Origin of the sequence: Microbacterium bandirmense (assembly GCF_037204185.1) — a bacterium.
Classification (GTDB): Bacteria; Actinomycetota; Actinomycetes; order Actinomycetales; family Microbacteriaceae; genus Microbacterium; species Microbacterium bandirmense.
In genome coordinates this window covers 49,470-75,274 of sequence record NZ_JBBDGM010000011.1, presented here as the reverse complement: position 1 = coordinate 75,274, position 25,805 = coordinate 49,470, and the positions used below count along the sequence as shown (strand labels likewise).

Here is a 25,805-nt window from a genome sequence, read left to right as displayed (position 1 = left end):
GCGTGCGTCGGCACACGGCGCCGTCACAGCGGGCGTCCCTAGACTGAGCGCCATGATGCAGGGGCGGACGGTGTCACGCGGGCGTGCGCGCCTCGCTGTCGACCTGAGCATCCTGGGCTTGGTCGGTGTGCTGCTGCTGGCCGCGATCGGCGCCGGCGGTGTCTCGCTGTACCGACAGTTCTACAGCCCCTCCGCCTTCGTGCACCGCTACCTCGACCTGCTCGCGTCCGGACGGGCCGCCGACGCGCTGCGGCTGCCGGGTGTGGCGCTCGACCTCGCCGTGCTGCAGCAGGCGGGCATCCACGGCACCGCATCCGAGGCGCTGCTGCGCAACTCGGTGCTCGCCCCGCTCGACGACATCGAGATCATCTCGGACATCGAGAAGGACGGCGTCCACGAGGTGCGCGTCTCGTACCGCGCCAACGGCGTCGAAGGCACGTCGACGTTCTCGGTGGTGCAGAACGGCTGGACCGGCGTGACTCCCGAATGGCGCTTCCACGACAGCCCGCTGGCCGAGATCGAACTGACTGTGCGCGGATCCGACACCTTCGCCGTCAACGGCTTCGCAATCGACCGGCGGCAGATCGCGCACGCCGAGGACGCGGACCCCCTCGACCCACTGCACCTGCTCGTACTCACTCCCGGTGTGTACTCGGTCACCGTCGACTCGGCCATCGCCACCACCCCCGGGGTCAGCGTGCTCGCCGACACGGCCACGGCCAGCACCCCGATCGACGTGCAGGCACAACCCACCGCCAAGTTCACCGAGGTCGTGCAGAAGCAGGTCGAGCAGTTCCTCACCGCCTGCGCCGAGCAGGAGGTGCTGCAGCCGACCTCGTGCCCGTTCGGACTCGAGGTGCAGAACCGGCTCGCCCCCGGGTCGATGCCTGAGTGGTCGATCACCGAGCAGCCGCAGGTCACCGTCGTGCCCGACGGCGCGAGCTGGGCGATCCCCGCGGTCGACGCCATGGCGCACATCGACGTCGAGATCCAGTCGCTCTACGACGGCACGGTGCACGAGCTGTCGGAGGACGTGCCCTTCAAGGTCAACGGCACCATCGCCGTGCTGCCCGACGGCTCGGTGTCGATCCGCGTGGGATCGCCCGGCTGACCGCGCCTCGCTGACGGCGCCGACGTCAGCATCCGAGTTCGCTCGGGTCGACGACCGAATCGCAGGAGACCGCACGAAATGCAGGGTCGGATGCTGAAATGCGCCCTCCATTTCGTGCGAAGTCCTGCATTTCGTGCGAACGCGAATGGGCGGATGCGTGCGCGAGGGCGCAATTCTGAGCTGCGCCCCCCGTCGGCCCAGGCCGACGGGGGGGGCGCACCTGACGCGCGGTTCGAATCAGTCCTGGGCGCTCAGCCGCATCCTGCGTGCCCTGATCAGCAGGGCCGCAGCTCCGCTGAGCAGCAACAGGATTCCGGCGCCCCAGACAGCCGCGGGGACCTCACCACCCGTGGCGGCGAGCGGAGGGTTCTCATCGAGCGGATGGATCGTGCACAGATCCGAGTCGGGCGCGCACAGCGGCTGCTCGCCGGTGACAGCGACGACGTTGCCGAGCTCATGATCGCCCTGCTCGTCCCACGAGCGGACCTTCACGGTGTAGGTGACGATCACGGTGGTCGCCGGCGCGATGGCGCCCGTAACCCGGATGCCCTCGGCAGACCTCTCTGCAGTGGCACCCGCACCCTTCGTGGCGGGCCCCTCGATCAGGTCGGCGTCGTCGAGCACGCCACGCAGGTGATCGGTGAAGTCGATCGCTGCCGGTGCGGCCTCCGGGTTCGCGGAGACATTGCGGAACGTCAGCGTGTACGTCACCGAACGTCCCTCGCCCACATGGGTGCCGCTCTCGGGATCGGCCGACTTCGAAGCCACGACGTGCGAGACATGGTTCACAGTGCAGTCCGGGCGCTCCTGGTCGACGGGTTCGCAGGTCTCGGCCGGATCCTCGCCTGCCGGCACGATCGCGTTGGCGAGACGGTCGTCCCCACGCTGACCGTCGGCGTTCACTGTGACCGCGTACGTCACGGTGACGTGCGCGCCGGGCTCCAGCTCACCGGTCACCGAGAACCGACCGTCCTCGACGGCGGACACGCTCAGCGCCTCGTCGGATGCGCGTGGGGCCGAGGTGATCGCCGCGTCGTCCAGCACGCCCGCGAGCACATCTTCGGTGGCGACGCTCACCGGAGCGGTGCCCGTGCTCTCGAAGTGGAGCGTGTAGGTGACGACCTGCCCCGGCTGCACGGAGGAGCCGGATGCCGGATCGACCGTCTTCCAGTCATCGAGCTCGCCGATCGGGTGCACGGTGCAGGAGACGCCGGCGTCATCGCAGTCGGTATCGATGACATCCGCTCGAGCGAGCACGTTCGCGAGGCGGTTGTCGCCGCGATCGCCGTCGGCGCGCACCGTGGCGGTGTAGCTGACGGTGACACTCTGCCCCGCAGCGAGGATGCCCCCGACGAGCAGGTCTTCGCCGTCGCGCACGGCCGTCAGGGCAGCATCCGACACGACGACCTCGGCATCGATATCCGCATCATCGAGCACCCCGGCGAGGCGGTCGCTGTGGTCGACCGTGCCCGCGGCACCACCGGAGTTGGTGAAGGTCAGCGTGTACGTCACCTCCTGACCGGCCTGCACGTCCTCGCCGGACGCGGGGTCCGACGACTTCACGGCAGCGATCCTGGGCAGCGGAGTGCTGGTGCACTGGTCGGACCCGGGCGCACAGTCGTCCGGCGCATCGGCGCCGGGGGTGACGAGGAAGTTGTCGGCGGAATCGTCGCCGCGCTCATCCTGCGGGAGCACCATCACCTCGTACGTGATGTGCGCGGTCTCGCCCGCGGCCAGCTCTCCGCCGATGCGGAAGCGGCCGTCCTCGACCGCCGCGACGGTCACGGATGCCGTGTCGGATGCCGGCGCAGAGGTCAGCTCGGCGTCGTCGAGCACGCCGGTGAGGACGTCTTCGCGATCGACCTGAGTCGTCGCCGCCCCGGTGCTGCGGACGGTGACGGTGTAGGTCAGAGTCGTGCCCTCTTCGACCGGATCGCTCGAGGCGACCACGGCCTTGGCATAGGTGACCGCGGCGATCGGCGTCGTGGTGCAATCCGGGCGCTGGTCGTCGGTCGGTTCGCATACCGGCTGCGCGGGCGGAACCTGACCCTGCTCGAGCAGGAAGTTCGCCGCCACGTCGTCGCCGCGCTCGCTGTCGGGGAGCACGGTCACCTGATACGTGACCGTGCGGGTCTCACCGGCAGGGACACTGCCCGTGATGGCGATCGCGTCGCCGGTGCGGACCGCCTGCAAGCCCGACTCGGCCGCCGGCTCGGTGCTGACCTCGGCGTCGTCGGTGACGTGTCGCAGATCGTCGACCGCGTCCACGAGGGCGGCGGCTGCGCCGTCGTTGACGAAGTGGAGCGTGTAGGTGAGCACGCTGCCGGCGACCACCGGCGAATCGGACGAGCTCACGCTCTTCCACTGATCCAGGCCGGAGCCGGGGACGAGTACCGTGTCGCACGCTTCGCCGATGACCTGATCGGCCGGAACGCAGGCACGGTTGGTGAGCACGCGATCCCCCTCGCCGGTGTATTCCACGGTGTAGGTGATCGTCGCCGACTCCTCGGCGGCGAGCGCACCGGTCCACGACAGCTGCGCGCCGTCGATCCCGACATCGCCGACGGTCGCCGCGAGCGAACCGGACACGATCGTGGCGTCGTCGAGCACATCGGAGAGGTCATCGGTCATGGTCGCCGGTGCCGTGTCGGTGTAGTCGCCGGGGCCGGGGTTCGCGACGACGACCTGGTACTCCACGCGCTCGCCCACAGCCGGCAGATCCGTGCGATCGGCCGTCTTGGCGACGGTCAGCGCCGGCAGGGGGTAGCGCACCTCGGCGCACGACTCGCCGGTGACCGGGTCGGTGCCGCCTGCTCCTTCACAGACCGGCGTCTGAGCATCCTGCGGGTCCTTCGGCGCCCAGGCGATGTTTCTCACGTCGCGATCGCCCCCGCTCCCCAGCACGACGGAGTACGTGAGCGTCACGCTCTCGTCCACGGCGAGTGCGCCGTTCCAGGCCAGCAGCGGCTCCTGGTACGAGAGCGTCCCGTCGCGGTCGGCCCTGGCGTCGTCTGCGAACACGCCGTCGTCGAGCACGCCGGCGAGGTCATCCATCACGACCGCCGGGTTGTCGACGGTGTAGTCCGCACTGCCGGTGTTGGTCGCCATCACGGTGTAGGTGACGGTGTCACCCGCGCGGGTATCGGCGGTGGCGTCCGACGACTTGTCGACCTCGAGGCAGCCGGCGGCCAGCGGGATCGACGCCGATGCGTCCACGTCGCTGTACGCCCAGTGATCGGACGCGACCTGGTTGCCCCACGGGTTGCTCCCCGTGGATTCCCAGCGGTGCACGCCGTCGCTGCTGTCGACTCCCGCCGATGCGTCGAGCGGTGACGTCACCGAGGTCTTTCCGTCGGTCGAAATGGTCGAGTCGTCCCAGTGCAGGGAGGTGCTGCCCGGCGAGTTGCCGCGCAGCTGCTCGACCCGCAGACCCTCACGCACGGCCTCGACGTCGGCGAGCACCATGTGCAGCTCGTCGGCGCGATCGATCGCGACCTCGGCCGTGAGCGCCGTGCACGGATCGATCAGGGCACCCTGGCCGTCACGTCCGTCCCACGTGTAGGTGTGCGCACCCGCCGATCCGCCCAGCGGCACGACGCGATCGGTCGCACCGTCGAAGGCGCCGTCGCCGTCGACGTCGATGCGCAGCTCGTACGCACCGGTGAACCCGGCCAGTCCGTAGGAGAACGAGCCGGCCCACGAGCCGGCGGCGTCACGCGCGAAGGCCAGATCGCTCACCGTCGGCGTCGCCACCTCGGGGAGCACCCACAGTTCGCCGCGCGCAGACGGTGCGGAGGTCGGCAGATCATCGGCCGGGGCATCGAAGAACAGCCAGTACGGGTCGCCGCACTCCGCGCCGGCCTGGTTGTATCTTGGCACGTTCCCCGGTGTCGGGGTCGAGTGGTACAGGGGGGTGCACGTCTCACCGTCGACGATGCCGAAGGCGTTGCTGTCCAGAGACCAGCCGCCGCCGATGAAGCCGTTCAGCGCGATGCTGTAGACGGCTCCGAACTCACTGACCGCCCACAGCGCGACGTCATAGCCGCCGCTGCTTCCCGGTCCGTCGTAGGCCATGTAGAGGTCGGTCCAGACGCGACCCGGGATCTCCCCCTCGGCGTCGCTGACCATGACATCCCAGAGGAACCGGCTGTTCGAAGCAGACCGCAGGTAGCCGTCGGTGACGTTTTCGACCGGAATCTCCTCGATGATCCAGACCCCGGCAGGACCGGTCAGTGCGCTCGCCTCGCAGAGATCCCCCGCTGCTGCACCGAGCTCACTCATGCAGTCCATGTGCACGTCGCCCGCCGGGTCGGTCACCCGGAAGCGCACGCCCGAGCCTTCCGAACCCAGGTTGTTCCACTTCTCGAACCGCACGTCGAGCTGCTCGCCATCGTCGACATAGGCGAAGTACGTGTTGCCGCCCAGCGACACGGTCCCACCGACGGTGGCGGCCGCAGCCGGGGTCACGGCCCCGAACACGACGAGGGCAGCGCTCACAAGGCTGAGCACCGCCGCCATCGCCGTGCTGCGACGCACGGTCCCCACCGTTGCGCCGTCCGTGGTGCGCGCACCGCGTCGGAAATACCGCGTGACTCTGGCCATCATCGAGTTCCCCCTCCAAGGACGCTGCGCCGTCGCCGGCTCCGCCAGCGCGCGCAGTGCAATCCAAGCGACTGCGCACATGTTCCGAGCCCAATCCGCGGAAACCTCATCCCCCTCCTCACCCCCCTGGCGACCGGCTAGCATGGGCGGGTTGGGGACAGAAAGCCGAGGGCACCATCACAAGCGAGCAGCGCCCTTCCTCACTCGACGGCACCATGCTCCCGGACGCCTCCGTCGACTACGTGGATCGCTCACATGCGACACGACTCGCCGAGGCGGCCGGCAGAGGCGATCTCGAAGCCGCCGTATCCATCACCCGCGACCATTGGTTCGATCTCGCCCTCAGCCTTCGCAGCGGTGTGATCGAAGCCCTCGAGCAGGTTCCGCCTGCGTCGCTTCGCGAGCACCCACCGCTGCTGATGCTGCTGGGCATGGGGTACAACCTGAGCCCGCAGCGGCGTGCACGAGGGATGCGGTACTTCGCGTCGGCGATCTTCGCCGTCCGCTCATCCCGGCAGACGGCGAATCCCGTCGACCGCGTGCTTGTCCTCACCGCCGAGAGCGCCGCGTTCCGGCTCATCGGCCGCCCCGCCCTTGCCGTGCGGCCCGCACGCGCGGCCATCGCGGCCCTCGAGCGGATGGACGCCGCCGCGCTCGCCCGGGTCTCGGCTCGAGCGCAGATCTACGCTCACCTCGGGATCAGCCTGTACTACGGCGGACGCACTGGCGATGCGCTGTACGCGTTTCAGCGCGGCCTTGCCGAGTCCCCTACGCCCACGCACGCCTCGGGGTTCGCCAACCCGTCGATGCTCTGCGGCATCCACGCGCTCGACGGAGATCTCGGCGAGGCGGGGGCATACGCGGCCATCGCCCGCGAGGATCGCTGGACCGACGTACAGCGATCCTGGTACCCCGGCACCTTCTACCGGGTCGGCGAGGCGATGCTCGCCCTGGAGCGTTTCGATGCGCCGGCCGCGCGTGCGCACCTCGACGCCATGGTGCATGATCGGCGCACCATCGAGCACTGGCAGGCGGTCGCGTCCACCGAGGCCCTCGTCGCGCTGGTGGAAGGACGCGCCGCGGCGGGACTCGCCGGCCTCGACGCCTTCATCACCCTGCGTGGCCCTGAGGGGCGCCGCGCAGGTGCGCGCTCTCAACTGGCCGCCGTGCGGTCGCTGCTGCACCTCGCGATGGGGAATGCGGATGCCGCTGAGCGAGCGCTTCAGCGCTTCGAGGGACCGTCTGCGGTGAAGTACGTCGCGTCCGCGCGGATAGCACTCTCCCGCGGACGGATCGGGTCCGCTCTGCACGACGCACGCGTCGCCTCGGAGCGCGCCGATACTTCGCGGGTCTCCGTCGAAGCGGCGACGGTCGAAGCCGCATGCACGCTGCGGATACCCGGCGCACGACGCAGGCGCGCGGCCGTCGAACACCTCGGCGAGCAGCTGCTCGCGACCGGGCTCCGCCTGCCGGTCGCCCTGCTGCCGCCGGCCGACTGCGACAGTGTGCGCACCGCCCTCAGCGACGCGGGATACACCGCCATCGCCGAGGAGCTGCCGACGTGCTCACTGCTCGGCTTCGACACACCGGCAGCTCAGCTCACCGACCGCGAGATCGCCGTCCTGCGGGTCATGGCCACGGTCCCGTCGATCGCCGGCATCGCCGATCACCTCAGGCTCTCGGTCCACACGGTCAAATCGCATCGGCGCAGCATCTACCGCAAGCTGGACGCGCAAGACCGCGAGACGGCCATCGCGATCGCACTCGATCGCGGTCTCATCTCAGCCTCGGAGAGATAACTGCACGCGCCGACCGGCTGATCAGGTCAGCGCACGCCCGCGCGATGCAGGGCAGCCACCAGGCGGGCTGACAGCCACGAGCCGCACACCGATGTCACGACCCTGCTCAGCCACGTCGCCAGCAGAAGCCCCGGCTGCAGGTGCTCCGCCGACATCACCGGCAGCGAGACGACGAACAGCGCCGACCCGACCACCCCGCCGATCAGCACGTGCAGCAGCACCACGGGCAACCGCGAGCGCTCCAGCATCCACATCATCCCGTCGAACGCCGCGCCGGCGATCATCAGCGGCACGGCGATGAGCCAGCCGACGGCACTGAAGGGTCCCACGAGCACCGCCACCATGGCCGCGGCGACGGTCGCCGACCATCGCAGGCCGACCATGCGCCGCGCCGCGAAGATGAACAGCGTCTGCGCACCCGCGAGCGCCGCGTACGCCGGCGGCGACCACGCGGCGACCTGCGGCATCAGCGGCGCCAGCGCGAGGATCGGGAAGACCTGCACCGCGGCGAACGCCGCGATGCGCAGATGCCGACGCGTCATGCCCAGCGCCGGAGCTGCCTGCCCGGAGCCGATCTGCGCCGGCCGATGTCCGTCGACCCGCTCAGCCGCCATCGCGCACCGCCTGGCGACGGTCCCGCGCGGCCATCTTCGCGAGCTTGGCGTTGTACTCCTCCAGCTCGGCATCGCCCGTGCGATCGGCGTGCCGATCGCGTCGACGCTGCAGTCGGGCATCCGATCTCGACCACTGGATCGCGACGGTGATCGCGAGGATCAGCGTCGGGATCTCGCCCACCGACCACGCGATGCCGCCGCCGATGTACTGGTCCTCCATCGGCGTCGGGCCCCAGGTGCGACCCATCGACCCGAACCACTCGGCGACCATCAGCCCCTCCTGCATCATGATCGCCATGCCGAAGAACGCGTGCGTGGCCATCACCGCGATCAGGGTGATCAGGCGGCCGGCGTACGGCAGCCGGTACGGGATCGGATCGACGCCGACCAGCGTGAGCACGAACAGGTAGCCCGAGATGAGGAAGTGGATGATCATCCACTCGTGACCCAGGTGGTCGTACATCGCCCAGCGCACCAGGTCGGAGAAGTAGAACGCCCACAGCGAGAGCACGAAGACGCCCGCGGCGACGAACGGGTGGGTGATGAACCGCGAGTACGGCGAGTTGACCGCCCACAGGATCCACTCGCGTCCGCCGCGTGTGCCGTCGTCGCGCTTGTGGATCGCGCGCAGCGCGAGGGTGACGGGGGCGCCCATCACCAGCAGCAGCGGGATGCCCATGCCCAGCAGCATGTGACCGAGCATGTGCACGCTGAACAGGTACTCCTGATACGCGTTGATCGGGCCGCACGTGACCCACAGCAGCAGCGCGAGGCCGGTCATCCAGAACACGGTGCGCTGCACCGGCCAGCGGTCGCCGCGCTGACGCATGCGCCGCAGACCGACGATGTACAGGAACACGCCGAAGCCGGCAGCGACGATCCACAGGATGTCCCAGTCGAACGCGGTGAACCAGCGATCGACGGTCAGCTCTGGCGGCAGCTCCGAGCGGGTCAGTCGCTGCGCGGGGGTCTGCACCGCCGGCGCCTCCTCGCCGAGCGGCGGGGGTGTGCGCGCGAGCGCGGCAGCGGCGCCCGAAGCGGCGCCCATCAGCGCGAGCTCGCCCAGGATCAGGGTCCAGAACGCGCGCTTCTCGCGCTCTCCGGCCAGATGCGGGATCAGCCGGCGGCGGTACCACGCGCCGAACAGACCGAGCCCGAGCAGCAGCGCGGCCTTGCCGAGCACGATCAGCCCGTACGGCGAGAGCAGTTCGCTCCACTCTCCGAGGGCGACGACGGTGCGGGCGACGCCCGAGACCGCGACCACCACGAACGCCGCGATCGCCAGCGACGAGTACCGCGAGACCAGCACGGGGAGGTCGATGCGGTCAGCATCCGACTTCGCCCTCTTGCCCAGCCCTCGCAGCACCACGAGCAGCAGCACACCGCCCACCCACACGGCCGCGCCGACGGTGTGCAGCAGGATCGAGTTCACCGCGACGGTGTGCCCCTCGACATCGCCCGAGTGACCCTGCGTCGCCATCGGGATGAACGCCGCGGCGGCGAGGACCGCGGTGAGCATCGTGCCCGTCCAGCTGCGCCAGCCGAAGACCAGCAGGGTGATCACCGCGCCCATGAGCGTGGTGATCAGCCATGCCTGGCCCAGCGGCAGCTCGAGCAGGAAGCGTCCGAACTGCTCGCCGAACGAGTTGTCGGCGCTGAGCTGAGGGTTGAACGCCGCCATGAAGGTGAGGAAGGCGGTGAGGCCGGATGCGACGGTGAAGACCGCAGCTCCGACGGATGCGGTGTCGAGCGCCACATCGAACGGGCGCGACCCGCTGCGCAGGGCGAACAGTGCGAGCACGAGCGAGCCGAGCATCGCGGCCGCGCCGAGGTTGGCGAACAGTTTGACGGCGGGGAGTCCCCACATGACGATGGGGCCGGGGTCGAGCAGTTTCGGGGGCACGGCACCGCCGCCGATCACGAGGGCGGCGATGAGCCCTGCGACCGCACTGACGACGAGGATCGCCAGGCCAGCGAGACGGTACGGGTTCACCGTTCCAGCCTAGGCCGAATAGCTGTGTGCCCCGGCCCGGGGGCAGCCTGCCGTGGGTGCGAAGGTGGGCCGGGAATGAAGAAGGGCCGCCCCGGAGGACGGCCCTTCTTCGCGGAAGCGGTCTTACTTGACCGCTGCCTTCAGCTTGGAGCCTGCGGTCACCTTGACGCGCTTGCCGGCCGGGATCTTGATCTCGGCGCCGGTCTGCGGGTTGCGGCCGGTGCGGGCAGCGGTGTCGACCTGCTCGAACGAGATCCAGCCCGGGATCGAGACCTTGCTGCCCTTGGCGACAGCGTCGGAGACGGTGCCGAAGAGCGAGTCGAGCACGCGCGACACCGTGGCCTGGCTCTCGCCGGTGGCGGAAGCGATGCTCGCGACGAGCTCGGTCTTGGTGATGGACTTGTCAGCCATGTCATCCTCCAGCGACGATGTCCGTCGCATTTCTTGTTGTGCGGAGGTGCTTTCCCCCGTTGGTCGGATCGACCGCCTCGAATGTACCAACCGAGACCGGGATTTCCGCGTCATTTCGCGGGTTTCGGAGTGTTTTCCATGCGTGTCGGGCCACTTCTGTCACATGCGTCACAGATTTCGGTTCGCCGGGTGTGCGGGTTCGATGTGCGAGCCGTCGCACGAAACGACGGAGATCGCACGAAACGCAGGGTCGGATGCCCGAATGCGCCCTCCGTTTCGTGCGAAGTCCTGCATTTCGTGCGACTCACTGCTGCGGAAGATGCAGCCCCTGGGCGATCGCCTCCATGACGATGGCCTGCACCTGCTCCCAGTGCTCCATGATCTGCTCGTAGCTGAACCGCAGCACGTGATAGCCGCGCAGCTTGAGCAGCGCATCGTGCTCGATATCACGGGTCCGCTGCGCACCAGTGTGCGTCGCGCCGTCGATCTGGATCACGAGCCGCTCGCCGATGAGCAGATCGACACGACGGCCGAGCACCCAGGCCTGCGGCAGCATGGGCAGTCGCAGCCAGCCCAGCCGGTGGATGAAGATCGTCTCGAGGCCGGAGTCGGCGAACGGACGCGCCCGCTCGAGCACAGCCGCCGCAGCCGCGGGCAGTGGCAGCCGGGCGAGTGCCTGCCGGTCGACGAGTCCCTTGTTCAGCGCGGATTCCCAGATCACCAGCGCCGTCTCGAATGGCTGACACTGCGCGATCAGCGCGAGGGCGTTGCGAAGGTCGTCCTCGACAGCATCCGGATCTCGGGGCACGACGGGCTTCGCCCAATGCACCACCGCTCCCTCGGGCACGCTGATGCGCGAGCCGTGTGGAGGCGCTGCGACGTGCACTCCACGGGCATCCGGAACCCACAGGCCACGCGCTCGGGCGAGCGTCACGCAGCTCAGCAGCACACCGCGCTCGGCGGTGAGCTGCGCCAGGGTCGGGTCGTCGCGCAGCGCGACCCAGCCGTTCCGCGGCCGGATCACCGCGCCCGCCGCCTTGGCCTGGCGCAGCGCGTATGCCGAGACGCCGGCCGCGATCAGCGTGCGAGTGCGTGCGATGCCGCCGCGGCGGCGGAGCTCTTCAACCGGATCCATCCGCAGAGTCTCGCTCCGAACCGACCACCCGCGGGGCCGGGATCACGGGAATTGTGAGCAACTCCGGCGCGCAGCGCCGTTGTGGAGGACGAGTGCGGGCATCCGAAACGACGGAGATCGCACGAAACGCAGGGTCGGATGCCCGAATGCGCCCTCCGTTTCGTGCGAAGTCCTGCATTTCGTGCGAGGGCGAGGGCGAGGCCGCGCCCGGGCACGTGCGGGCGGGCACGCAGAAGGGGCGAGGATCGTGATGATCCTCGCCCCTTCTGCAAGCGGATGCTGCTTACCAGCTCGACTTGGTGATGCCGGGCAGCTCGCCGCGGTGAGCCATGTCACGGAAGCGGACACGCGAGATGCCGAACTTCGTGAGCATGCCACGGGGGCGGCCGTCGATGGCGTCACGCGAGCGCACGCGCACGGGCGACGCGTTGCGCGGCAGCTTCTGCAGGCCGATGCGTGCGGCCTCGCGGGCCTCGTCGGTCGCGTTGGGGTCGACCAGGGTCTTCTTCAGCTCGGCGCGACGCTCTGCGTAACGCTCAACGATGACCTTGCGCTGCTCGTTGCGAGCGATCTTGCTCTTCTTAGCCATGGATCAACGCTCCTCTCGGAATTCGACGTGCTTGCGAACCACCGGGTCGTACTTCTTCAGCACGAGGCGGTCGGGGGTGTTACGACGGTTCTTCTTGGTCACATACGTGTAACCGGTGCCCGCCGTCGAACGGAGCTTGATGATCGGACGAACGTCCTGAGCCTTCTTGGCCATTAGAGCTTCACACCCTTCGCCTTGAGGTCCGCGACGACCTTCTCGATACCGCGAGCGTCGATCACCTTGATGCCCTTGGCGGACACGTTCAAGGTGACCTTACGACCGAGCGACGGCACGTAGTAAGTCTTCTTCTGCACGTTCGGGTCGAAGCGGCGCTTCGTCCGGCGGTGCGAGTGCGAGATGTTGTGACCGAAGCCGGGAACAGCACCGGTCACCTGGCACACTGCTGCCATAGTTGTGACTCCTTCAATACCGTGGGGCCGGACGGCCCCACCCAAGATCCCTTGTCGGCACACCGCGCCCCGGAAGGCAACAGCATGCGAACTGCGCACAGGAGAGCGCGCAGACAAAGAGTCAGTCTAGCACGACGAAGCTGCGCACTTCGCACCCGGGCCCGGGAAAGCGGGTGCGCTGTTGTGCGATCCGTGTTACTCTACCCGCGTAGATCACTGGGGAGCACGGGGGTTCCGGAGCCCTACTGAGGGGCAAGGCTCCGGGACCCCCTTTCCAGTTGACACCCGTAGATATCCGGTGAAAGACTTCAAGCCATGGCGTTCACTCTGGGGCTCGTCGGCGCGGGCCAGTTCGCCGGTCAGTTCGCAACCCTGTTCCATCACCACCCCGGCGTCGCCGGCGTGCACGTGACCGACGTCATATCATCGCGTGCCGATGAACTGGTGCGCTCCGCCGGACTGGCCGGGACTTTCGACAGCTTCGACGAGATGCTCGACTCGCCGCTCGACGCCGTCGCGATCTTCACGCAGCGCTGGACGCACGGTCCGCTCGTGGTGCAGGCGCTGCGCGCCGGCAAGCACGTGTACTCGGCAGTGCCCATGGCCATCACGGTCGACGAGATCGCGGCGATCATCGATGCGGTGCGCGAGACCGGTCTGACCTACATGATGGGCGAGACCAGCTACTACAACCCGTCGACGGTGTTCGCCCGCCAGAAGCTCGCCGAGGGGGCCTTCGGCCGCCTCTTCTACGGCGAGGGCGATTACGTGCACGACATGGACCTCGGCTTCTACGAGGCCTACCAGTACTCCGGGGGCGATGACTGGAAGTCCACTGCCAGCTACCCGCCGCTGCTGTACCCGACGCACTCGATCGGCGGCGTGCTCGGCGCCTGGCCGACGCACGCGACCGCGGTATCGGCGATCGGCGTGGTCGACCAGCGCGGTGACGGGGTGTTCGACCGCTCGGTGAGCCGGTTCGACAACGACTTCTCCAACGCCACAGCGCTGTTCGAGCTCGCCGCAGGCGGATCGATGCGCGTCAACGAGTTCCGCCGGGTCGGGTACCCCTCACACCTGCGCGAGTCCCGCTTCCGCTGGTTCGGCACCGAGGGCTCCTTCGAGCAGCTGGCGACCACGACGGTGTGGCAGAACCGCGAGGGCGTCGAAGACATCTCGCACCTCATCGACACGCATGCCTCGCTCTCACCCGGCGATCCCTCGCTCGCGCACGTCGCCCCCGCCCTGCGCGAGGCGTTCGTCTCGGGATACGCCGAGATCCATGCCGCCGACCGCGAGCGGATCCCCGCTGAGCTGCGAGCGCTGCCCAATGGCCATGAAGGCAGCCATCACTTCCTGGTCGATGACTTCGTGCGCGCCGTGACCGACCAGACCCTGCCACCGGTGAACGCCTGGCAGGCGGCGCGGTTCACCCTTCCCGGCGTGATCGCGCATGCATCCGCCCGACGCGACGGCGAGCGCCTGACGATCCCCGACATGGGAGACCCGCATGTCGGATGACGCACGACCCCGCCCGGTCACCCGAGCCGACGTCGCCCGGTACGCCGGTGTGAGCACAGCCGTGGTCAGCTACGTGCTCAACGACGGCCCCAAGGCGGTCGCCCCGCTGACCAAGGAGCGCGTGCTCGACGCCGTGCGAGTGCTCGGGTACCGGCCGAACCTCGCGGCCCGCGCGCTGTCGAAGGGGCAGGCCGACATGCTCGGCCTGCTGGTGAACGACAACCGCAACCCCTTCTTCGCCGAACTGTGCCACGCGCTGGACCAGGCGAGCGCCGACCGCTCGAAGCAGCTGCTGATCGTGAACAGCGACCGGATGCAGGTGACCACGTCCGAGCAGATCCGCGATCTCGTCTCACGGCAGGTCAGCGGGCTGATCATCGCGAGCGTGCTGACCGCAGGCGAGCAGGCACTCGTCGAGACCCTCAACATCCCCACCGTCATGATCGGACAGTTCGGCGACACCGACGGCCTCGCCGGCGTCGGGGTCGACTTCGCCGCCGGCGCGCGGATGGGCGTCGAGCACCTGATCGAGCACGGCTACACCGACATCGCCTTCATCGGCAGCGCCGCGCGCCACGACGGCCGCGAGCGCGGCTGGCGGGAGGCGCTCGGCGCCGCACAGCTGACACCGGGCGCGCTCGTGCACACGACGTTCTCGTACGAGGGCGGCTACGACGTGGGCCAGCAGCTGGCACGGGGAGACGCACTGCCCCGTGCCGTGCTCGCGGCCTCGGATCAGATCGCCACGGGCCTGCTGACCGCGCTGCGCCAGGGCGGTGTGCGCGTTCCCGAAGATGTGGCCATCGTCGGGTTCGACGGCACGACCGCGGTCGACTACGTGTGGCCGCGCATCACGACCGTCGTGCAGCCGCGCGAGCAGATGGCCGAGACGGCGATCCGCGCGCTGCTCGAGCCCGACACCGTGCCGCGCTACGTCGAGTTCGCGACGCAGCTGCGCGTGCGCGAGTCGTGCGGCTGCTCGGTCACCGACTGAGCAGCCGCGCTCACGCGCCGTCGACGATTGCACGTGCGGCGTCGGCCGCCCCGCGCCCCCAGCGGAAGGGCGAAACCGTCGGGTCTCCGGTGATCCAGAACCGCCACGGGAAGGCCATCGTCCCGGCGACCCCGGCCACGCCCACCCGTGGCCCCGACGAGACCTGCACGGGGGCATCCGGCCACCACAGCGCGACTGTGGCGCCGTTCTGCTCGGCGCCCGAGGCGAAGGCGATGCCGTCGTGCAGCGCGTGCCGCAGTCCCACCGCCTGCCCGAGCCGGCCAGGTCCGCGCGCCAGGTCGCGCAGCGCGATGCGCGACAGGGGCGTGGCGATGCCGCGGCGCTCGGCGGCAGCATCCGATCCTTCGATCACCTCGCCGGCGCGCAGCAGCACTCCGCCGGCGACCCCCTCAGGACCGCAGACGACGTTCACGCACGAGTGGATGCCGTGGCTCAGGTACACGTACAGGTGGCCGGGCTCGCCCCACATCGTGGCGTTGCGCGCCGTCGGCCCCATGCGCGCGTGCGATCCGGGATCGGGCACGTTGCCGGTGCCGAGCCCGTGGTACGCCTCGACCTCGGTGATCCGCAGCCGCGTCTCGACGCCGTCGACGACCGTGACCAGCTGGGCGCCGAGCAGTCGGGGTGCCACCTCCAACGGCAGCCCGAGCAGGTCATCGCGCGCAGCGCGCCTCAGCATCCGATCCTCCCCTCGCCCACGTCAGGGCGCCATGCGGCACCATGAGATGTCGAAGCCGCTGAGCCTCGGCATCTCCTCATCACCGCGCAGGTCGATCAGCTGGGTGTGCAGCGTGCTCGGCAGCGGCAGCAGCAGGTCGTCGTAGTCGTTGGTCGGCAGGTCGGGGGCGATCGCCACTGCGGCGTACTGCCCGCTCGGCGACGCGCAGACCTGCAGGATCGAGTCGGTGCCGCTGACCTCGGTGATCACCGTCGCCGTGCCGTCGTCGTCCACCTTCACGACCGCCTGCCCGGTCGGCATGCCCGTGTCGTCGCGCTGCACGATGTGGCGCAGCGTGCCGCCGGGGAACGTCTCGATCGAGGTCGGCGGGCCGTAGTCGGGGTCGGATTCGGTCAGCGGCTCCTCCGAGCCGTCGGTGAGGTTCAGTTCGACGATGCTCGCGTCGGCGCGCTCGATGATCGCCGTGTAGGTGGTGCGCGTGACGCCGAGGATGCTGGCGGCGATGCCCATGGACTGCACGCCGGCGTCGCCGGTGGGGTCCTCCAGGCTCAGCGCGCCGTCGAAGTCGATGAACAGCAGCGACGACGAATCGGGCACGAACTGCCACTCGGCGATGCTCGCGTCGGCACCGTCGATCTGCACCACGCGCGGTTCGCCCTCGCCGCGCAGCGGCTGCGTGACGAGCACACTGGCCCGGCCCGATGTCTCGGTCAGCTCGCGATCGGAGTAGCTGTAGCCGACCAGACCACCACGGTCCGAGACCTGCACGGATGTCACGTAGCCGTCACCGGGCAGCTGCAGCTCGCGCTCATCCGAGCCGTCGCGGTTCATCACCAGCAGTCGCGTTCCGTCGTCCTCCTCCACAGCGACGACGAGCTGGTCGCCGGTCGCGCGGTAGTCGTCGATGCGCGGATGCGTGAACACGGGCGTCGCCCGCTCACCGGACAGATCGGTGGTGAAGATCTTGTCGTCGCCGTCGACCGCGCGCTGCAGCAGGAAGATCTCGGACGCGGGCGTGGTGAACGAGGTCGCCAGATCGCTGGACGGCCCACCGCCGACGGCGGTCACCCCGGCGACTGTGACCTGGTAGGTCGTCGAGTCGTCGAGCGGCGCGGTGAAGCGCACGCCGACGGAGCGGCCGGTGGCATCGACCGTGAACGGCACGGCGGGCTCGACCGTCACCTGGGCGGCGTCGATCGTCTCGAGGCGCTGGTTGGCGGTGAGGATGATCCGGCTCCCCGACGTCTCGATCGCCTGAGCGGGGTCGACCTGCACCTCGCTGAGGCGGGGACCCTGCGTCACGCTGACGACGCCGAGGATGCCGACGATGAGCGCCAGCACGCCCAGCACCGACCACAGCGTGAGCGCGAAGCGCCGGTCGCGGGCGGGGGTTTCGCGGGGTTCCGGGGTCTGGCGGCGGGCGGGTGACACTTCGGGGGCCGACACGCCAGATGTCGGACCGGATGCCGGGGATCGTCCGACATCTGGTGTGTCGGCCCCCGTTTCGTATGCGGCGGCGGGGATGCCGGTGGTGACGGGGGTGGTCGGGGTGGGCACCGGCGGTGCGGTGGGAGCCTCGGCGGCGGGGATGCCGGCAGCGGGAGCCTCGGGCTGCTCGGGAACACCGGGGACGGGAGCCTCGGGAACGCCGGCGTCGGGAACCGTCGGGTTCTCCTGCGCGGCCTGGGCGGCGCGCTGTGCACGCAGCTGGGCGCGGGTGAGTGGCGGCTCGCCGGTGCCGTCAGTACTCATACGGGTCCTTCGGCTCATCGATCTCGGTCACCGAGTCGGGTTCGATGCGCAGGGTGCCGTCATCGTCGGCGCGCACCGTGCCGGTGACCTCGATCCACTGTCCCGTCTCGTACGACTCGGTCAGGCCCGATCCGGCGACCGGAACCGACGCGGTCTGCGCGTCGATCACGCAGTGCGTGATCACCATGCGCGTCAAGTTCACGTCACCGCCCTCGTCGGGCGTGACGAAGCCCACCAGAGTGACCGGCGCGCCGTCGTAGTTCTCGGGACGCGTCGAGGTGGCGAAGGCCGTCGACCACTCCCCGACGCCGAACGTCGTGGTGTCGGCCACTCCCAGCGACACATCATCCGCGCCCGCGAACAGGGTCGGCGACTCCCCGGCCCGCGAGACCGCGAGCTCCGCAGAGAGGGATGCCGGTGGCATCAGCAGCCCGGCGATCACAACGCCCGAGGCCAGTACGCCGCCGGTCACCACGGCGCCGGTCTGCAGCATCCGACGCCGCGCAGCGGCAGCATCCGATCCGTCCTCGCGAGCCGTGTGGTCGTGGTCGCCCTCCGCGCCCAGCGGCAGCGTGCACGACCAGACCGCGAGCACCAGCGTCACCACCGCCGCGGCAGCGGCGAACCACACCGTCTCGGGACTGATGTACAGCGTCAGGCGCCCGGTGACGGCGAGTCCGAGGGTGACGACCGACACCACCGTCGCGAGCCCCACCCCCAGCCACCGGGTGGCGAGGGCGTGCGCCGTCGAAGGCTCCGCGTGTCCGGCATCCGAGTGCTCAGCCAAAGACGTTCACCCCGATCCCGATCGCGCACGCGGAGAGGATCACCACGCCCACCACGGCCGCGATCACGCGCGTCGTGTAGGTGGTGCGCAGCAGGGCGATCATCTTCACGTCGACCAGCGGCCCGACGATGAGGAAGGCGATGATCGCACCCGACGAGAACGTCGAGGCGAACGACAGGGCGAAGAACGCGTCGACGTTCGAGCAGATCGCGACCGTCATCGCCAGCGCCACCATCGCCAGGATCGACAGCAGCGGGTTCGATCCGATCGCCAGCAGCACGTCGCGAGGCACGAGCACCTGCACCGCACCGGCCAGCGCCGATCCGATGACCAGCGCCGGCATGACCGCGCGCAGCTCGACCAGGAACTGCACCAGGCTGCGACGGGCCGGCGATCCCGGCTCGTGCGCGACCTGCTCGCACGTCTCGACGAAGCGGGTGGTCAGCATCGCCTCCGGATCACGACTGCGGCTGAAGATCCATCCGATGAGGTTCGCGATCAGGAATCCGCCCACCAGACGAGCGACGAGGATCCCCCCGTCCCAGCCGAACGCGGCGTGCGTGGTGAGGATCACGATCGGGTTGACGATCGGCGCGGCGATCAGGAAGGTCAGCGCCTCGGCGGGCGCGAGGCCGCGCATCATCAGGCCGCGCGCGAAGGGCACGTTGCCGCACTCGCACACCGGGATGAACATGCCCAGCAGCGACAGCACCGCACGTCGCGCCCATGCGTTTCGCGGCAGCCAGCGCTGCACCGCATCCGACGGCAGCCACACCTGCACCACGATCGACAGCAGCACGCCGAGGATCACCCACGGCAGCGCCTCGATCAGCACGCTGAGGGTGAGGGTCAGACCGTCCTGCGCGCGCGTGGGCAGCGCATCGGCGAACAGCGCCGGCGCGAACACGTCGATCAGCACCAGCACGGCCACGATCGCCACCCCGATGCCGATCGCCGGCAGGGTGGGCACCCGGCGGATGCGCGAATGCGTGTGCGCGTGACTGCGGGCGGGCGCCTCGGCGGTTCTCACGCGCCGGGCCCGTCGAGCCGGTTCGCGCACGACGCGCACAGACCGAAGATGTCGACGACGTGCTCGGCATCACGGAAGCCGTGCACCGCCGCCGTGCGCTTGGCCCACTGCTCGACGTCCTTGGCCTCGATCTCGACGGTGAGGCCGCACGACCGGCAGATCAGGTGGTGGTGATGCTCCTGCGTGGTGCACGCCCGGTAGAGGGCCTCACCCTCGGGGCTCTGCAGCGAGTCCGCCTCGCCCGACGCCGCCAGTCCCGCCAGCGCCCGGTAGACCGTCGCGAGGCCGATGCCAGTGTTCGCCTGACGCAGATCGGCGTGCAGGCTCTGCGCGCTCACGAATCCGCGCGCGTCGGCGAGCGCGTCGCGCACGCGCTCGCGCTGCCAGGTGTTCCGCTGAGCCATGATCCGAGTCTAGGCCGGGTGCCTGATCGTTCAGTCGGTGGACGCCGAGGGCTCGTCGTCGAGCGGCTCGTCACCGCGGAAGCCCTCGTCGGAGGCCGTCTCGGCGTCGGTGTCGTCGTCCGTCTCGGCGTCGGCGTCGGCATCCATCTCGGCGTCGGAGGCGTCGTCGCGGAGCGCATCGGAGACATCGGATGCTGTCGCCGGCGGCCCGGTGAGCACGCCCTCCGGGCGCAGCAGCTCGCGCACCTCCGACATGAAGCTCGTCAGCTGCTGCTGCTGCCAGCGCAGCTGACGCGCCTGATCCTCGGCGTCTCGCAGCACGCCGGTCGCGTGACCGGTGACCGAGTCGACGATCTTCTGCGCCTTCGCGCGGGCGCGCTCCAGCGTCTCACGGGCCTTCACCTGCGCCTCGGCCTCGATGGCCTGCGCCTGTGACCGCATCAGCCGCTCATAGCCGTCGGCCTTGCCCGAGATCCGCTGCGCGTGCTCCAGCGACGCGGCGACCTGCTCGTTGGCATCCGATGTGATCCGCTCGGCGTGCGCCACGGCCTGATTGTGCAGCATGAGGAATTCCTGCTGCGCGTCGTCCTGACGACGGGTGAGCGTCTCTTCGAACTCCAGCACGCGCGCGTTCATCTCGCGCACCTCGCGCTCAGCATCCGAGCGCATGTCGGTGGTCTCGCGGGTGACCATCGCGCGCAGCGCGGCCGCCCCCTTCTCAGCCTCGGTGCGCACGGCAGCGGCCTCCTGCTCGGCCTGCACCACCTTCTCGGCGGCGTGCGCGGCCTCGCGCTCGAGCCGCGCCTCGTGCGCGGTCAGCTCGGTGTCGATCTTCAGGCGCACCTGGTCGGCATCCTGCTGCGCCTGCGCCGTGAGCCGCGCGACGTCGGCGGCGAGTTCAGCGCGCTTGGCCTCGGTCTCCTCGCGCGCCGCCTCGAGCAGGCGCTCCGCCTGCGTGGCGGCGTTGTGGATCAGCACGCTCGCCTGCTCCTCGGCCACGCGCAGCACGGCCTCGAACTGCTGGCGGCTCTGCGGCTCGTCGGCGTCCGCGTCATCCGGCGAAGCGGCAGGTGCGGCCGTGAGCTCGGCGGTGAGCGCCAGCACCTGCTCGGCCGAGCTCTGGGCCTGCGCCTGCGCGGCGGCGAGCTGCTCTTCGAGACGCGCCACCCGGGCATCACTGTCGGCGAGCGCACCGGCGAGCGACTGCTCCCCCTCGCCGCGCACGGCAGCGAGCTCGGCGCTGTGCCGGGCACCCGCCCCGTCGAGGTCGGCGGTGAGCCTGGTGATCTGATCCTTCAGGGTGGCGATGGCGGCATCCACCTCGGCCTTGTCGTAGCCGCGGAACGCCGGCGTGAACGCCGAGTGATCCCCCTTGGGTGCGGTCGTCAGCAGCTGATCGAAGAAGTCGCCGTTCTGCTGTCCGCCCGGCTCATGCGCGTCGCTCAAGGGAAGTCGCCTTTCTGAAGTGTCGGCCCCCGGCATCCATGATCTCACCCATTGGCTATGCGTCGGGTGCGACGGCGCAGGTGCTGCGCCAGCCAGCATCCGGCGTAGATCAGGAACGAGATGGTGGTGATGTACGGGCTCACCGGCAGGGTGCCCGCCAGGGCGAGCATGATGCCCCCGACGGCGGAGACGAACCCGAACAGCGCCGACAGCAGCGGCACCGCCACCGGACCGGCGCTGAGGCGCATGGCCGCGGCGGCGGGCGTCACCAGCAGCGCCATCACCAGCAGTGCGCCGATGATGTGCACGCTCACCGCGACGATCAGCCCGAGCAGCAGCATGAACACCAGGTTCACTGCCCGCACGGGCACGCCGCGGGCTGCCGCCGACTCGGGGTCGAGTGAGTCGAAGCTGAGCGGGTTCCACATCAGCAGGAGCCCTGCGAGCACGATCATGCTCATGCCGATCAGCCAGCCGAGGTCGGGGTTCGACACCGACACGATCTGGCCGGTGAGCAGTCCGAAGCGGTTGGCGCTGCGGCCGTCGTAGAGCGAGAGGAAGAGGATGCCGAGTCCGAGCCCGAACGGCATCAGCACGCCCACGATCGAGTTGCGGTCGCGTGCGCGTGAGCCGAGGATGCCGATGAGGATCGCCGCGGCGAGCGCACCGCCGATGGATCCGGCGACCACGCTGCCGCCGAACAGCAGGGCCGCGGCGGCGCCCGCGAACGACAGCTCGCTGATGCCGTGCACGGCGAAGGCGAGGTCGCGCTGCATCACGAAGACGCCGATGAGTCCGCCGACGATGCCGAGCACGGCGCCGGCGATCAGCGAGTTCGAGAGCAGGGCGAGCAGCTCGCCGTAGTCCTGGAACGAGAAGACGTCGCCCCAGTCGATCAGGGGGCTCACGCGTGGCCTCCCTGGGACGGCCCGTCGTCGTCGCCGTGGTCGTGATGCGGTTCGGCGTCGGGAACACCGACGACGACGAGCCGGTCACCCGCGCGCAGCACGAACACCGGCGTGCCGTACAGGTCGGTGAGCACGCGGCTCTGCAGCACCTCGTCGGGGGTGCCGAGCACGAAGCGTCCGCCGGCGATGTAGAGGATGCGGTCGACGCGGCTCAGGATCGGGTTGATGTCGTGCGTGACGAACAGCACGGCCGCGTCGTGCTCGCGCCGCTGGCGCTCGATGATGTCGGTCACCCCGCGCTGATTGGCGAGGTCGAGGTTCGACAGCGGCTCGTCGCAGAGCAGCAGCGCGGGCTGGTCGGCGAGGGCCTGTCCGACGCGGAGCCGCTGCTGCTCGCCACCGGAGAGCAGCCCGACCGGGCGCTCTGCGTAGTGCGACGCGCCGACGCCGGCGAGCAGCGCGTCGACCCGTGCACGGTCGCCGCGGCGCGGGATCGGCGGGCCGAAGCGCGAGCCGCGCACTCCGAGCGCGACGAGGTCGCGGGCGCGCATGCTGGTGTCAGGGGGCAGCGGACGCTGCTGGGGCACGTAGCCGATGCGGCGGTTGCCGCGCCGTGCGGGCTGCCCGGTGACGCGGATGCTGCCGGCCGACAGCGGCTGCAGACCGAGGATGCTGCGCAGCAGGGTGGTCTTGCCCGAGCCCGACGGCCCGAGCACGGCGATGAACTCACCCGGTGCGACGTCGAGGTCGAGGCCGGCCCACAGCTCGCGGCTGCCCCGGTTCAGGGCGGCCCCGCGGATCTGCAGCACCGGTTGCTGCGGTGCCGGTGACGGGTGCGGCGGTACGGGTGCTGGCTGCGGCTCCGGCGACGGGGACGGCTGCGGCTCCGGTGACGGCGCGCTCGCGGAGTCGCCGCTCATTCGCCGAGGGCGGCGGTGAGGTTCGAGATCGCTGCGCGCATCCACTCAGCGTACGACTGATCGGCCTCGAGAAGCTCGTTGAACGTGACCACCGGGATTCCGGCATCCTTCGCCGCCTGTTCGATCCGCTCGGTCTCGCTGCCGCCGGTCTGCGCGTTCGCGAGCACGGCGTCGACACCGCCGTCGATGAGTGCGAGGGCATCGAGCATGGTCGCCGGCGCGACATCGTTGCCCTCCTCCACGGCCGACGCGAAGCCCCCGGGGGCGACGTCGTCGAGCCCGGCCGCCTCGGCCAGCAGGCCCGGCAGCGGCTCGGTGATGAACACCGTGCGGCCCCCGTAGCGGTCGTGCAGCGTGTGCAGCTCTTCCTCGATGCCCTCCAGCTCGCCGATCAGCGATTCAGCGGCCGCCTCGTAGTCGGCGGCCCCTGCGGAGTCGAGCTCACCCAGGTCGTGGGCGATCTGCTCGACGACGTGGCTGATGGTGTGCGCGTCGAACCAGACGTGCTCGTTGAAGCCGGCGATGTGGTCGTGACCCTCGTGCCCGTCTTCCGCGTGGTCGCCCTCAGCGTGCTCGTGCTCGTCGTGCTCGTCGGCGTGCTCGTCGTCCTCGACGACGGCGTCGGGGTAGTCGTGCGAGTACTCCGCAGCGGTGATGACCGTGGCATCCGATCCTTCGCGCAGCTCGGTCATGAACGCGTCGTAACCGCCGCCGTTCTCGATGACGAGGTCGGCCTTCTGCACGGCCAGCCGGTCGCGCGCGGTCGCCTCGTAGGAGTGCGGGTCCTTCGCCGCGGAGTCGATCAGGCTGGTGACCTCGACGCGGTCACCGCCGATCTGAGCGGCGAGCGAGCCGTAGACGTTGGTCGAGGCGACCACACTGAGCGCGTCGCCCCCCTCGCCGGATCCGGCTCCGCCCGCGGCTGTCGAGCATCCCGTCAGGACGACGATGGATGCTGCGGCGAGCGCGAGGGCGGCGAGGGACTTGTTCATACCTCCATGCTAAATGCTAATGAGAACCATTATCAACTCGAGGAGCGGCCTTCTGCCCGAATCCGACGACCTCAGCATCCCTCCCCCCCTGTTCAGGTCGCAGAAAACGCCGCTTTCCCGCAGGAATAGCGGCGTTTTCTGCGACCTGAACGACGGCGAAGCGACCGAAACTGCGACCTGAACGTCAGCGACGCGACCGAAACCGTCAGTCGACCAGCAGGGCCGGCTCCTCGAGCACCGCGGCCACATCGGCGACGAACCGGCTCATCGCGTCCCCGTCGAGAACACGGTGATCGAACGAGCCCGAGACGGTCGTTACCCAGCGCGGACGCACCTCGCCGTCGACGACCCACGGCTTCTGCGCGATGGTGCCCATCGCCACGATGCCCGCCTCGCCGGGGTTGATGATCGGGGTGCCGGCGTCCATCCCGAACACGCCGATGTTCGTGATCGTGATCGTGCCGCCCTGCTGGTCGGCCGGGCTGGTCTTGCCCTCGCGCGCGGTGAGCGTCAGCCGGTTCAGCGCCCGGGCGAGGTCCTTGAGGCCCAGCGTCTGGGCATCCTTGATGTTCGGCACGATCAGCCCGCGCGGCGTCGCCGCGGCGATGCCGAGGTTCACGTAGTGACGCAGCACGATCTCGGCACCGCCGTCGGTGTCGACCCAGGCGGCGTTCACCATCGGGGTGCGCTGCGCCGCCCAGATCACGGCGCGGGCCATGATCAGCAGCGGCGACACCCGGATGTCGCTGAAGTCGGGCGACGCCTTCAGCCGCTTGACGAGCTCCATCGTGCGGGTGGCGTCGACCTCCTTCCACACGGTGACGTGCGGCGCCGAGTAGGCGCTGCGCACCATGGCCGACGACGTGGCCTTGCGCACGCCCTTGACGGGGATCGACTCGGTGCGTCCTTCGTCTCGCTGCGCTCGCTCAGGAACCGGATTCATGCCACGGGCCAGCCCCGCGGCATCGTCGCGCTGCACCCGCTCAGGAACCGGGAGCGTCTCCTCACGCACCTCTCCCCACTCGGGCGTCTCGATGTTGCGGAAGACGCTGGCCTGCTCGGCGTGCTTCACGACGTCGTCGCGCGTGACCTCGCCGCCGTTGCCGGTGGGTGTCACCTCGGTGATGTCGACGTCGAGATCACGGGCGAGCTTGCGGATCGGGGGCTTCGCGATCACGCCCACCGACGTGCGCACCGGTCGCTCGGCAGGACGCCGCCGGCGTGAGCTCGCCCCACCGCCCGTACCGTAACCGACGAGCACCGAGCCACCCTCTGCCGCGTCGGGCGCCTGATCGGTTCCTGATCGATCGGAGCGAGACGAAGGGCTCGCAGAAGAAGCGTGGTCAGCATCCGACTTCTCGACGAACGTGATGATCGGCGCGCCGACCTCGACGGTGACCCCCTCGGCGACGAGCAGCTCGCCGACGGTGCCGGCGTGCGGCGACGGCAGCTCGACGAGAGACTTCGCGGTCTCGATCTCGCAGATCACGTCGTTGATGGCCACCGTGTCGCCGGGCGCCACCTTCCAGGCGACGATCTCGGCTTCGGTGAGCCCCTCGCCGACGTCGGGGAGGGTGAAGGTCTGAGTGCTCATATGACGGAGTCCTTTGTGATCGCGTTTCGTCACTTCGTCTCGCTTCGCTCGCTCAGTGCATCGCTCGCACTGTTCGCTCGCTCAACGAGATGA

At 69.7% G+C, this 25,805-nt stretch carries 22 protein-coding genes; 4 read left to right on the top strand and 18 right to left on the bottom strand.

Annotated elements, in window-relative coordinates; translation table 11 throughout:
- The first annotated feature begins 52 nt into the window (after window positions 1-52).
- The gene (locus tag WDU99_RS12975; protein WP_337332873.1) at window positions 53-1,111 is read left to right on the top strand and encodes a hypothetical protein; all 1,059 of its coding nucleotides are present in this window, start codon (window positions 53-55) and stop codon (window positions 1,109-1,111) included.
- A 237-nt stretch (window positions 1,112-1,348) separates the two neighbouring features.
- Here WDU99_RS12975 and WDU99_RS12970 read toward each other — a convergent pair whose 3' ends face one another.
- Window positions 1,349-5,647, bottom strand: a complete 4,299-nt coding sequence (locus WDU99_RS12970) for a DUF7927 domain-containing protein (RefSeq protein ID WP_337332872.1) — start codon at window positions 5,645-5,647, stop codon at window positions 1,349-1,351.
- Window positions 5,648-5,955: 308 nt separating this feature from the next.
- Here WDU99_RS12970 and WDU99_RS12965 point away from each other — a divergent pair, with 308 nt between their 5' ends.
- Window positions 5,956-7,512, top strand: a complete 1,557-nt coding sequence (locus tag WDU99_RS12965) for a helix-turn-helix transcriptional regulator (RefSeq protein WP_337332871.1) — start codon at window positions 5,956-5,958, stop codon at window positions 7,510-7,512.
- A 26-nt stretch (window positions 7,513-7,538) separates the two neighbouring features.
- Here WDU99_RS12965 and WDU99_RS12960 read toward each other — a convergent pair whose 3' ends face one another.
- From WDU99_RS12960 to rpmB, 7 genes are all read right to left on the bottom strand, one after another.
- Window positions 7,539-8,126, bottom strand: coding sequence for a hypothetical protein (locus WDU99_RS12960; RefSeq protein WP_337332870.1), 588 nt, complete (start codon window positions 8,124-8,126; stop codon window positions 7,539-7,541).
- Window positions 8,116-10,119: a bifunctional copper resistance protein CopD/cytochrome c oxidase assembly protein gene (locus WDU99_RS12955; RefSeq protein WP_337332869.1), complete on the bottom strand. Its 2,004-nt coding sequence runs from the start codon at window positions 10,117-10,119 to the stop codon at window positions 8,116-8,118. Before WDU99_RS12955 ends, WDU99_RS12960 begins: the two co-directional genes overlap by 11 nt.
- Window positions 10,120-10,242: 123 nt before the next feature.
- Window positions 10,243-10,530, bottom strand: a complete 288-nt coding sequence (locus WDU99_RS12950; protein WP_087129650.1) for an HU family DNA-binding protein — start codon at window positions 10,528-10,530, stop codon at window positions 10,243-10,245.
- A gap of 304 nt (window positions 10,531-10,834) precedes the next feature.
- Window positions 10,835-11,665, bottom strand: a complete 831-nt coding sequence (locus tag WDU99_RS12945) for a type IV toxin-antitoxin system AbiEi family antitoxin domain-containing protein (RefSeq protein ID WP_337332868.1) — start codon at window positions 11,663-11,665, stop codon at window positions 10,835-10,837.
- Window positions 11,666-11,948: 283 nt separating this feature from the next.
- A complete protein-coding gene (rpsN, locus tag WDU99_RS12940) occupies window positions 11,949-12,254 on the bottom strand; it encodes a 30S ribosomal protein S14 (RefSeq protein WP_313355641.1) in 306 nt (101 codons plus the stop codon).
- A gap of 3 nt (window positions 12,255-12,257) precedes the next feature.
- Complete coding sequence (rpmG, locus tag WDU99_RS12935) at window positions 12,258-12,428, bottom strand: 50S ribosomal protein L33 (RefSeq protein ID WP_046014935.1); 171 nt, start codon at window positions 12,426-12,428, stop codon at window positions 12,258-12,260.
- On the bottom strand, window positions 12,428-12,664 hold the full coding sequence (rpmB, locus tag WDU99_RS12930) for a 50S ribosomal protein L28 (RefSeq protein WP_071645079.1): 237 nt from the start codon (window positions 12,662-12,664) through the stop codon (window positions 12,428-12,430). The genes rpmG and rpmB overlap by 1 nt, the downstream gene beginning before the upstream one ends.
- Window positions 12,665-12,979: 315 nt before the next feature.
- Here rpmB and WDU99_RS12925 point away from each other — a divergent pair, with 315 nt between their 5' ends.
- Both WDU99_RS12925 and WDU99_RS12920 read left to right on the top strand, forming a co-directional pair.
- Window positions 12,980-14,185 (top strand): Gfo/Idh/MocA family protein, encoded by a 1,206-nt coding sequence (locus WDU99_RS12925; RefSeq protein WP_337332867.1) that lies wholly within the window; start codon window positions 12,980-12,982, stop codon window positions 14,183-14,185.
- Window positions 14,175-15,179: a LacI family DNA-binding transcriptional regulator gene (locus tag WDU99_RS12920; RefSeq protein ID WP_337332866.1), complete on the top strand. Its 1,005-nt coding sequence runs from the start codon at window positions 14,175-14,177 to the stop codon at window positions 15,177-15,179. The genes WDU99_RS12925 and WDU99_RS12920 overlap by 11 nt, the downstream gene beginning before the upstream one ends.
- 10 nt (window positions 15,180-15,189) lie before the next feature.
- Here WDU99_RS12920 and WDU99_RS12915 read toward each other — a convergent pair whose 3' ends face one another.
- The 10 genes from WDU99_RS12915 to WDU99_RS12870 all read right to left on the bottom strand — a co-directional run bounded on the left by WDU99_RS12915 (window position 15,190) and on the right by WDU99_RS12870 (window position 25,712).
- Window positions 15,190-15,879 (bottom strand): DNA-3-methyladenine glycosylase, encoded by a 690-nt coding sequence (locus WDU99_RS12915; protein ID WP_337332865.1) that lies wholly within the window; start codon window positions 15,877-15,879, stop codon window positions 15,190-15,192.
- A 21-nt stretch (window positions 15,880-15,900) separates the two neighbouring features.
- The gene (locus WDU99_RS12910; protein WP_337332864.1) at window positions 15,901-17,631 is read right to left on the bottom strand and encodes an Ig-like domain-containing protein; all 1,731 of its coding nucleotides are present in this window, start codon (window positions 17,629-17,631) and stop codon (window positions 15,901-15,903) included.
- The gene (locus tag WDU99_RS12905) at window positions 17,621-18,418 is read right to left on the bottom strand and encodes a TIGR03943 family putative permease subunit (RefSeq protein WP_337332863.1); all 798 of its coding nucleotides are present in this window, start codon (window positions 18,416-18,418) and stop codon (window positions 17,621-17,623) included. Before WDU99_RS12905 ends, WDU99_RS12910 begins: the two co-directional genes overlap by 11 nt.
- Entirely contained in the window at window positions 18,411-19,448 is a 1,038-nt protein-coding gene (locus WDU99_RS12900) for a permease (protein ID WP_420064011.1), read from the bottom strand. Before WDU99_RS12900 ends, WDU99_RS12905 begins: the two co-directional genes overlap by 8 nt.
- Window positions 19,445-19,852 (bottom strand): Fur family transcriptional regulator, encoded by a 408-nt coding sequence (locus WDU99_RS12895; RefSeq protein ID WP_337332862.1) that lies wholly within the window; start codon window positions 19,850-19,852, stop codon window positions 19,445-19,447. Before WDU99_RS12895 ends, WDU99_RS12900 begins: the two co-directional genes overlap by 4 nt.
- A gap of 30 nt (window positions 19,853-19,882) precedes the next feature.
- On the bottom strand, window positions 19,883-21,298 hold the full coding sequence (locus tag WDU99_RS12890) for a DivIVA domain-containing protein (RefSeq protein ID WP_337332861.1): 1,416 nt from the start codon (window positions 21,296-21,298) through the stop codon (window positions 19,883-19,885).
- Window positions 21,299-21,342: 44 nt separating this feature from the next.
- On the bottom strand, window positions 21,343-22,206 hold the full coding sequence (locus tag WDU99_RS12885) for a metal ABC transporter permease (protein WP_337332860.1): 864 nt from the start codon (window positions 22,204-22,206) through the stop codon (window positions 21,343-21,345).
- Window positions 22,203-23,015, bottom strand: coding sequence for a metal ABC transporter ATP-binding protein (locus WDU99_RS12880; protein ID WP_337332859.1), 813 nt, complete (start codon window positions 23,013-23,015; stop codon window positions 22,203-22,205). The genes WDU99_RS12885 and WDU99_RS12880 overlap by 4 nt, the downstream gene beginning before the upstream one ends.
- Before the next feature lie 107 nt (window positions 23,016-23,122).
- On the bottom strand, window positions 23,123-24,118 hold the full coding sequence (locus WDU99_RS12875; RefSeq protein WP_337332858.1) for a metal ABC transporter solute-binding protein, Zn/Mn family: 996 nt from the start codon (window positions 24,116-24,118) through the stop codon (window positions 23,123-23,125).
- A 205-nt stretch (window positions 24,119-24,323) separates the two neighbouring features.
- Window positions 24,324-25,712, bottom strand: a complete 1,389-nt coding sequence (locus WDU99_RS12870) for a dihydrolipoamide acetyltransferase family protein (protein ID WP_337332857.1) — start codon at window positions 25,710-25,712, stop codon at window positions 24,324-24,326.
- Between the last annotated feature and the right edge of the window lie 93 nt (window positions 25,713-25,805).

Coding starts and splice junctions, on each gene's coding strand:
- WDU99_RS12960 (WP_337332870.1), bottom strand. CDS start 8,126: ATGGCGGCTGAGCGGGTCGACGGACATCGGCCGGCGCAGATCGGCTCC.
- WDU99_RS12920 (WP_337332866.1), top strand. CDS start 14,175: ATGTCGGATGACGCACGACCCCGCCCGGTCACCCGAGCCGACGTCGCC.
- WDU99_RS12945 (WP_337332868.1), bottom strand. CDS start 11,665: ATGGATCCGGTTGAAGAGCTCCGCCGCCGCGGCGGCATCGCACGCACT.
- WDU99_RS12975 (WP_337332873.1), top strand. CDS start 53: ATGATGCAGGGGCGGACGGTGTCACGCGGGCGTGCGCGCCTCGCTGTC.
- WDU99_RS12925 (WP_337332867.1), top strand. CDS start 12,980: ATGGCGTTCACTCTGGGGCTCGTCGGCGCGGGCCAGTTCGCCGGTCAG.
- WDU99_RS12870 (WP_337332857.1), bottom strand. CDS start 25,712: ATGAGCACTCAGACCTTCACCCTCCCCGACGTCGGCGAGGGGCTCACC.
- WDU99_RS12910 (WP_337332864.1), bottom strand. CDS start 17,631: ATGAGTACTGACGGCACCGGCGAGCCGCCACTCACCCGCGCCCAGCTG.
- rpmG (WP_046014935.1), bottom strand. CDS start 12,428: ATGGCCAAGAAGGCTCAGGACGTTCGTCCGATCATCAAGCTCCGTTCG.
- WDU99_RS12875 (WP_337332858.1), bottom strand. CDS start 24,118: ATGAACAAGTCCCTCGCCGCCCTCGCGCTCGCCGCAGCATCCATCGTC.
- rpmB (WP_071645079.1), bottom strand. CDS start 12,664: ATGGCAGCAGTGTGCCAGGTGACCGGTGCTGTTCCCGGCTTCGGTCAC.
- WDU99_RS12895 (WP_337332862.1), bottom strand. CDS start 19,852: ATGGCTCAGCGGAACACCTGGCAGCGCGAGCGCGTGCGCGACGCGCTC.
- rpsN (WP_313355641.1), bottom strand. CDS start 12,254: ATGGCTAAGAAGAGCAAGATCGCTCGCAACGAGCAGCGCAAGGTCATC.
- WDU99_RS12915 (WP_337332865.1), bottom strand. CDS start 15,879: ATGCTGAGGCGCGCTGCGCGCGATGACCTGCTCGGGCTGCCGTTGGAG.
- WDU99_RS12950 (WP_087129650.1), bottom strand. CDS start 10,530: ATGGCTGACAAGTCCATCACCAAGACCGAGCTCGTCGCGAGCATCGCT.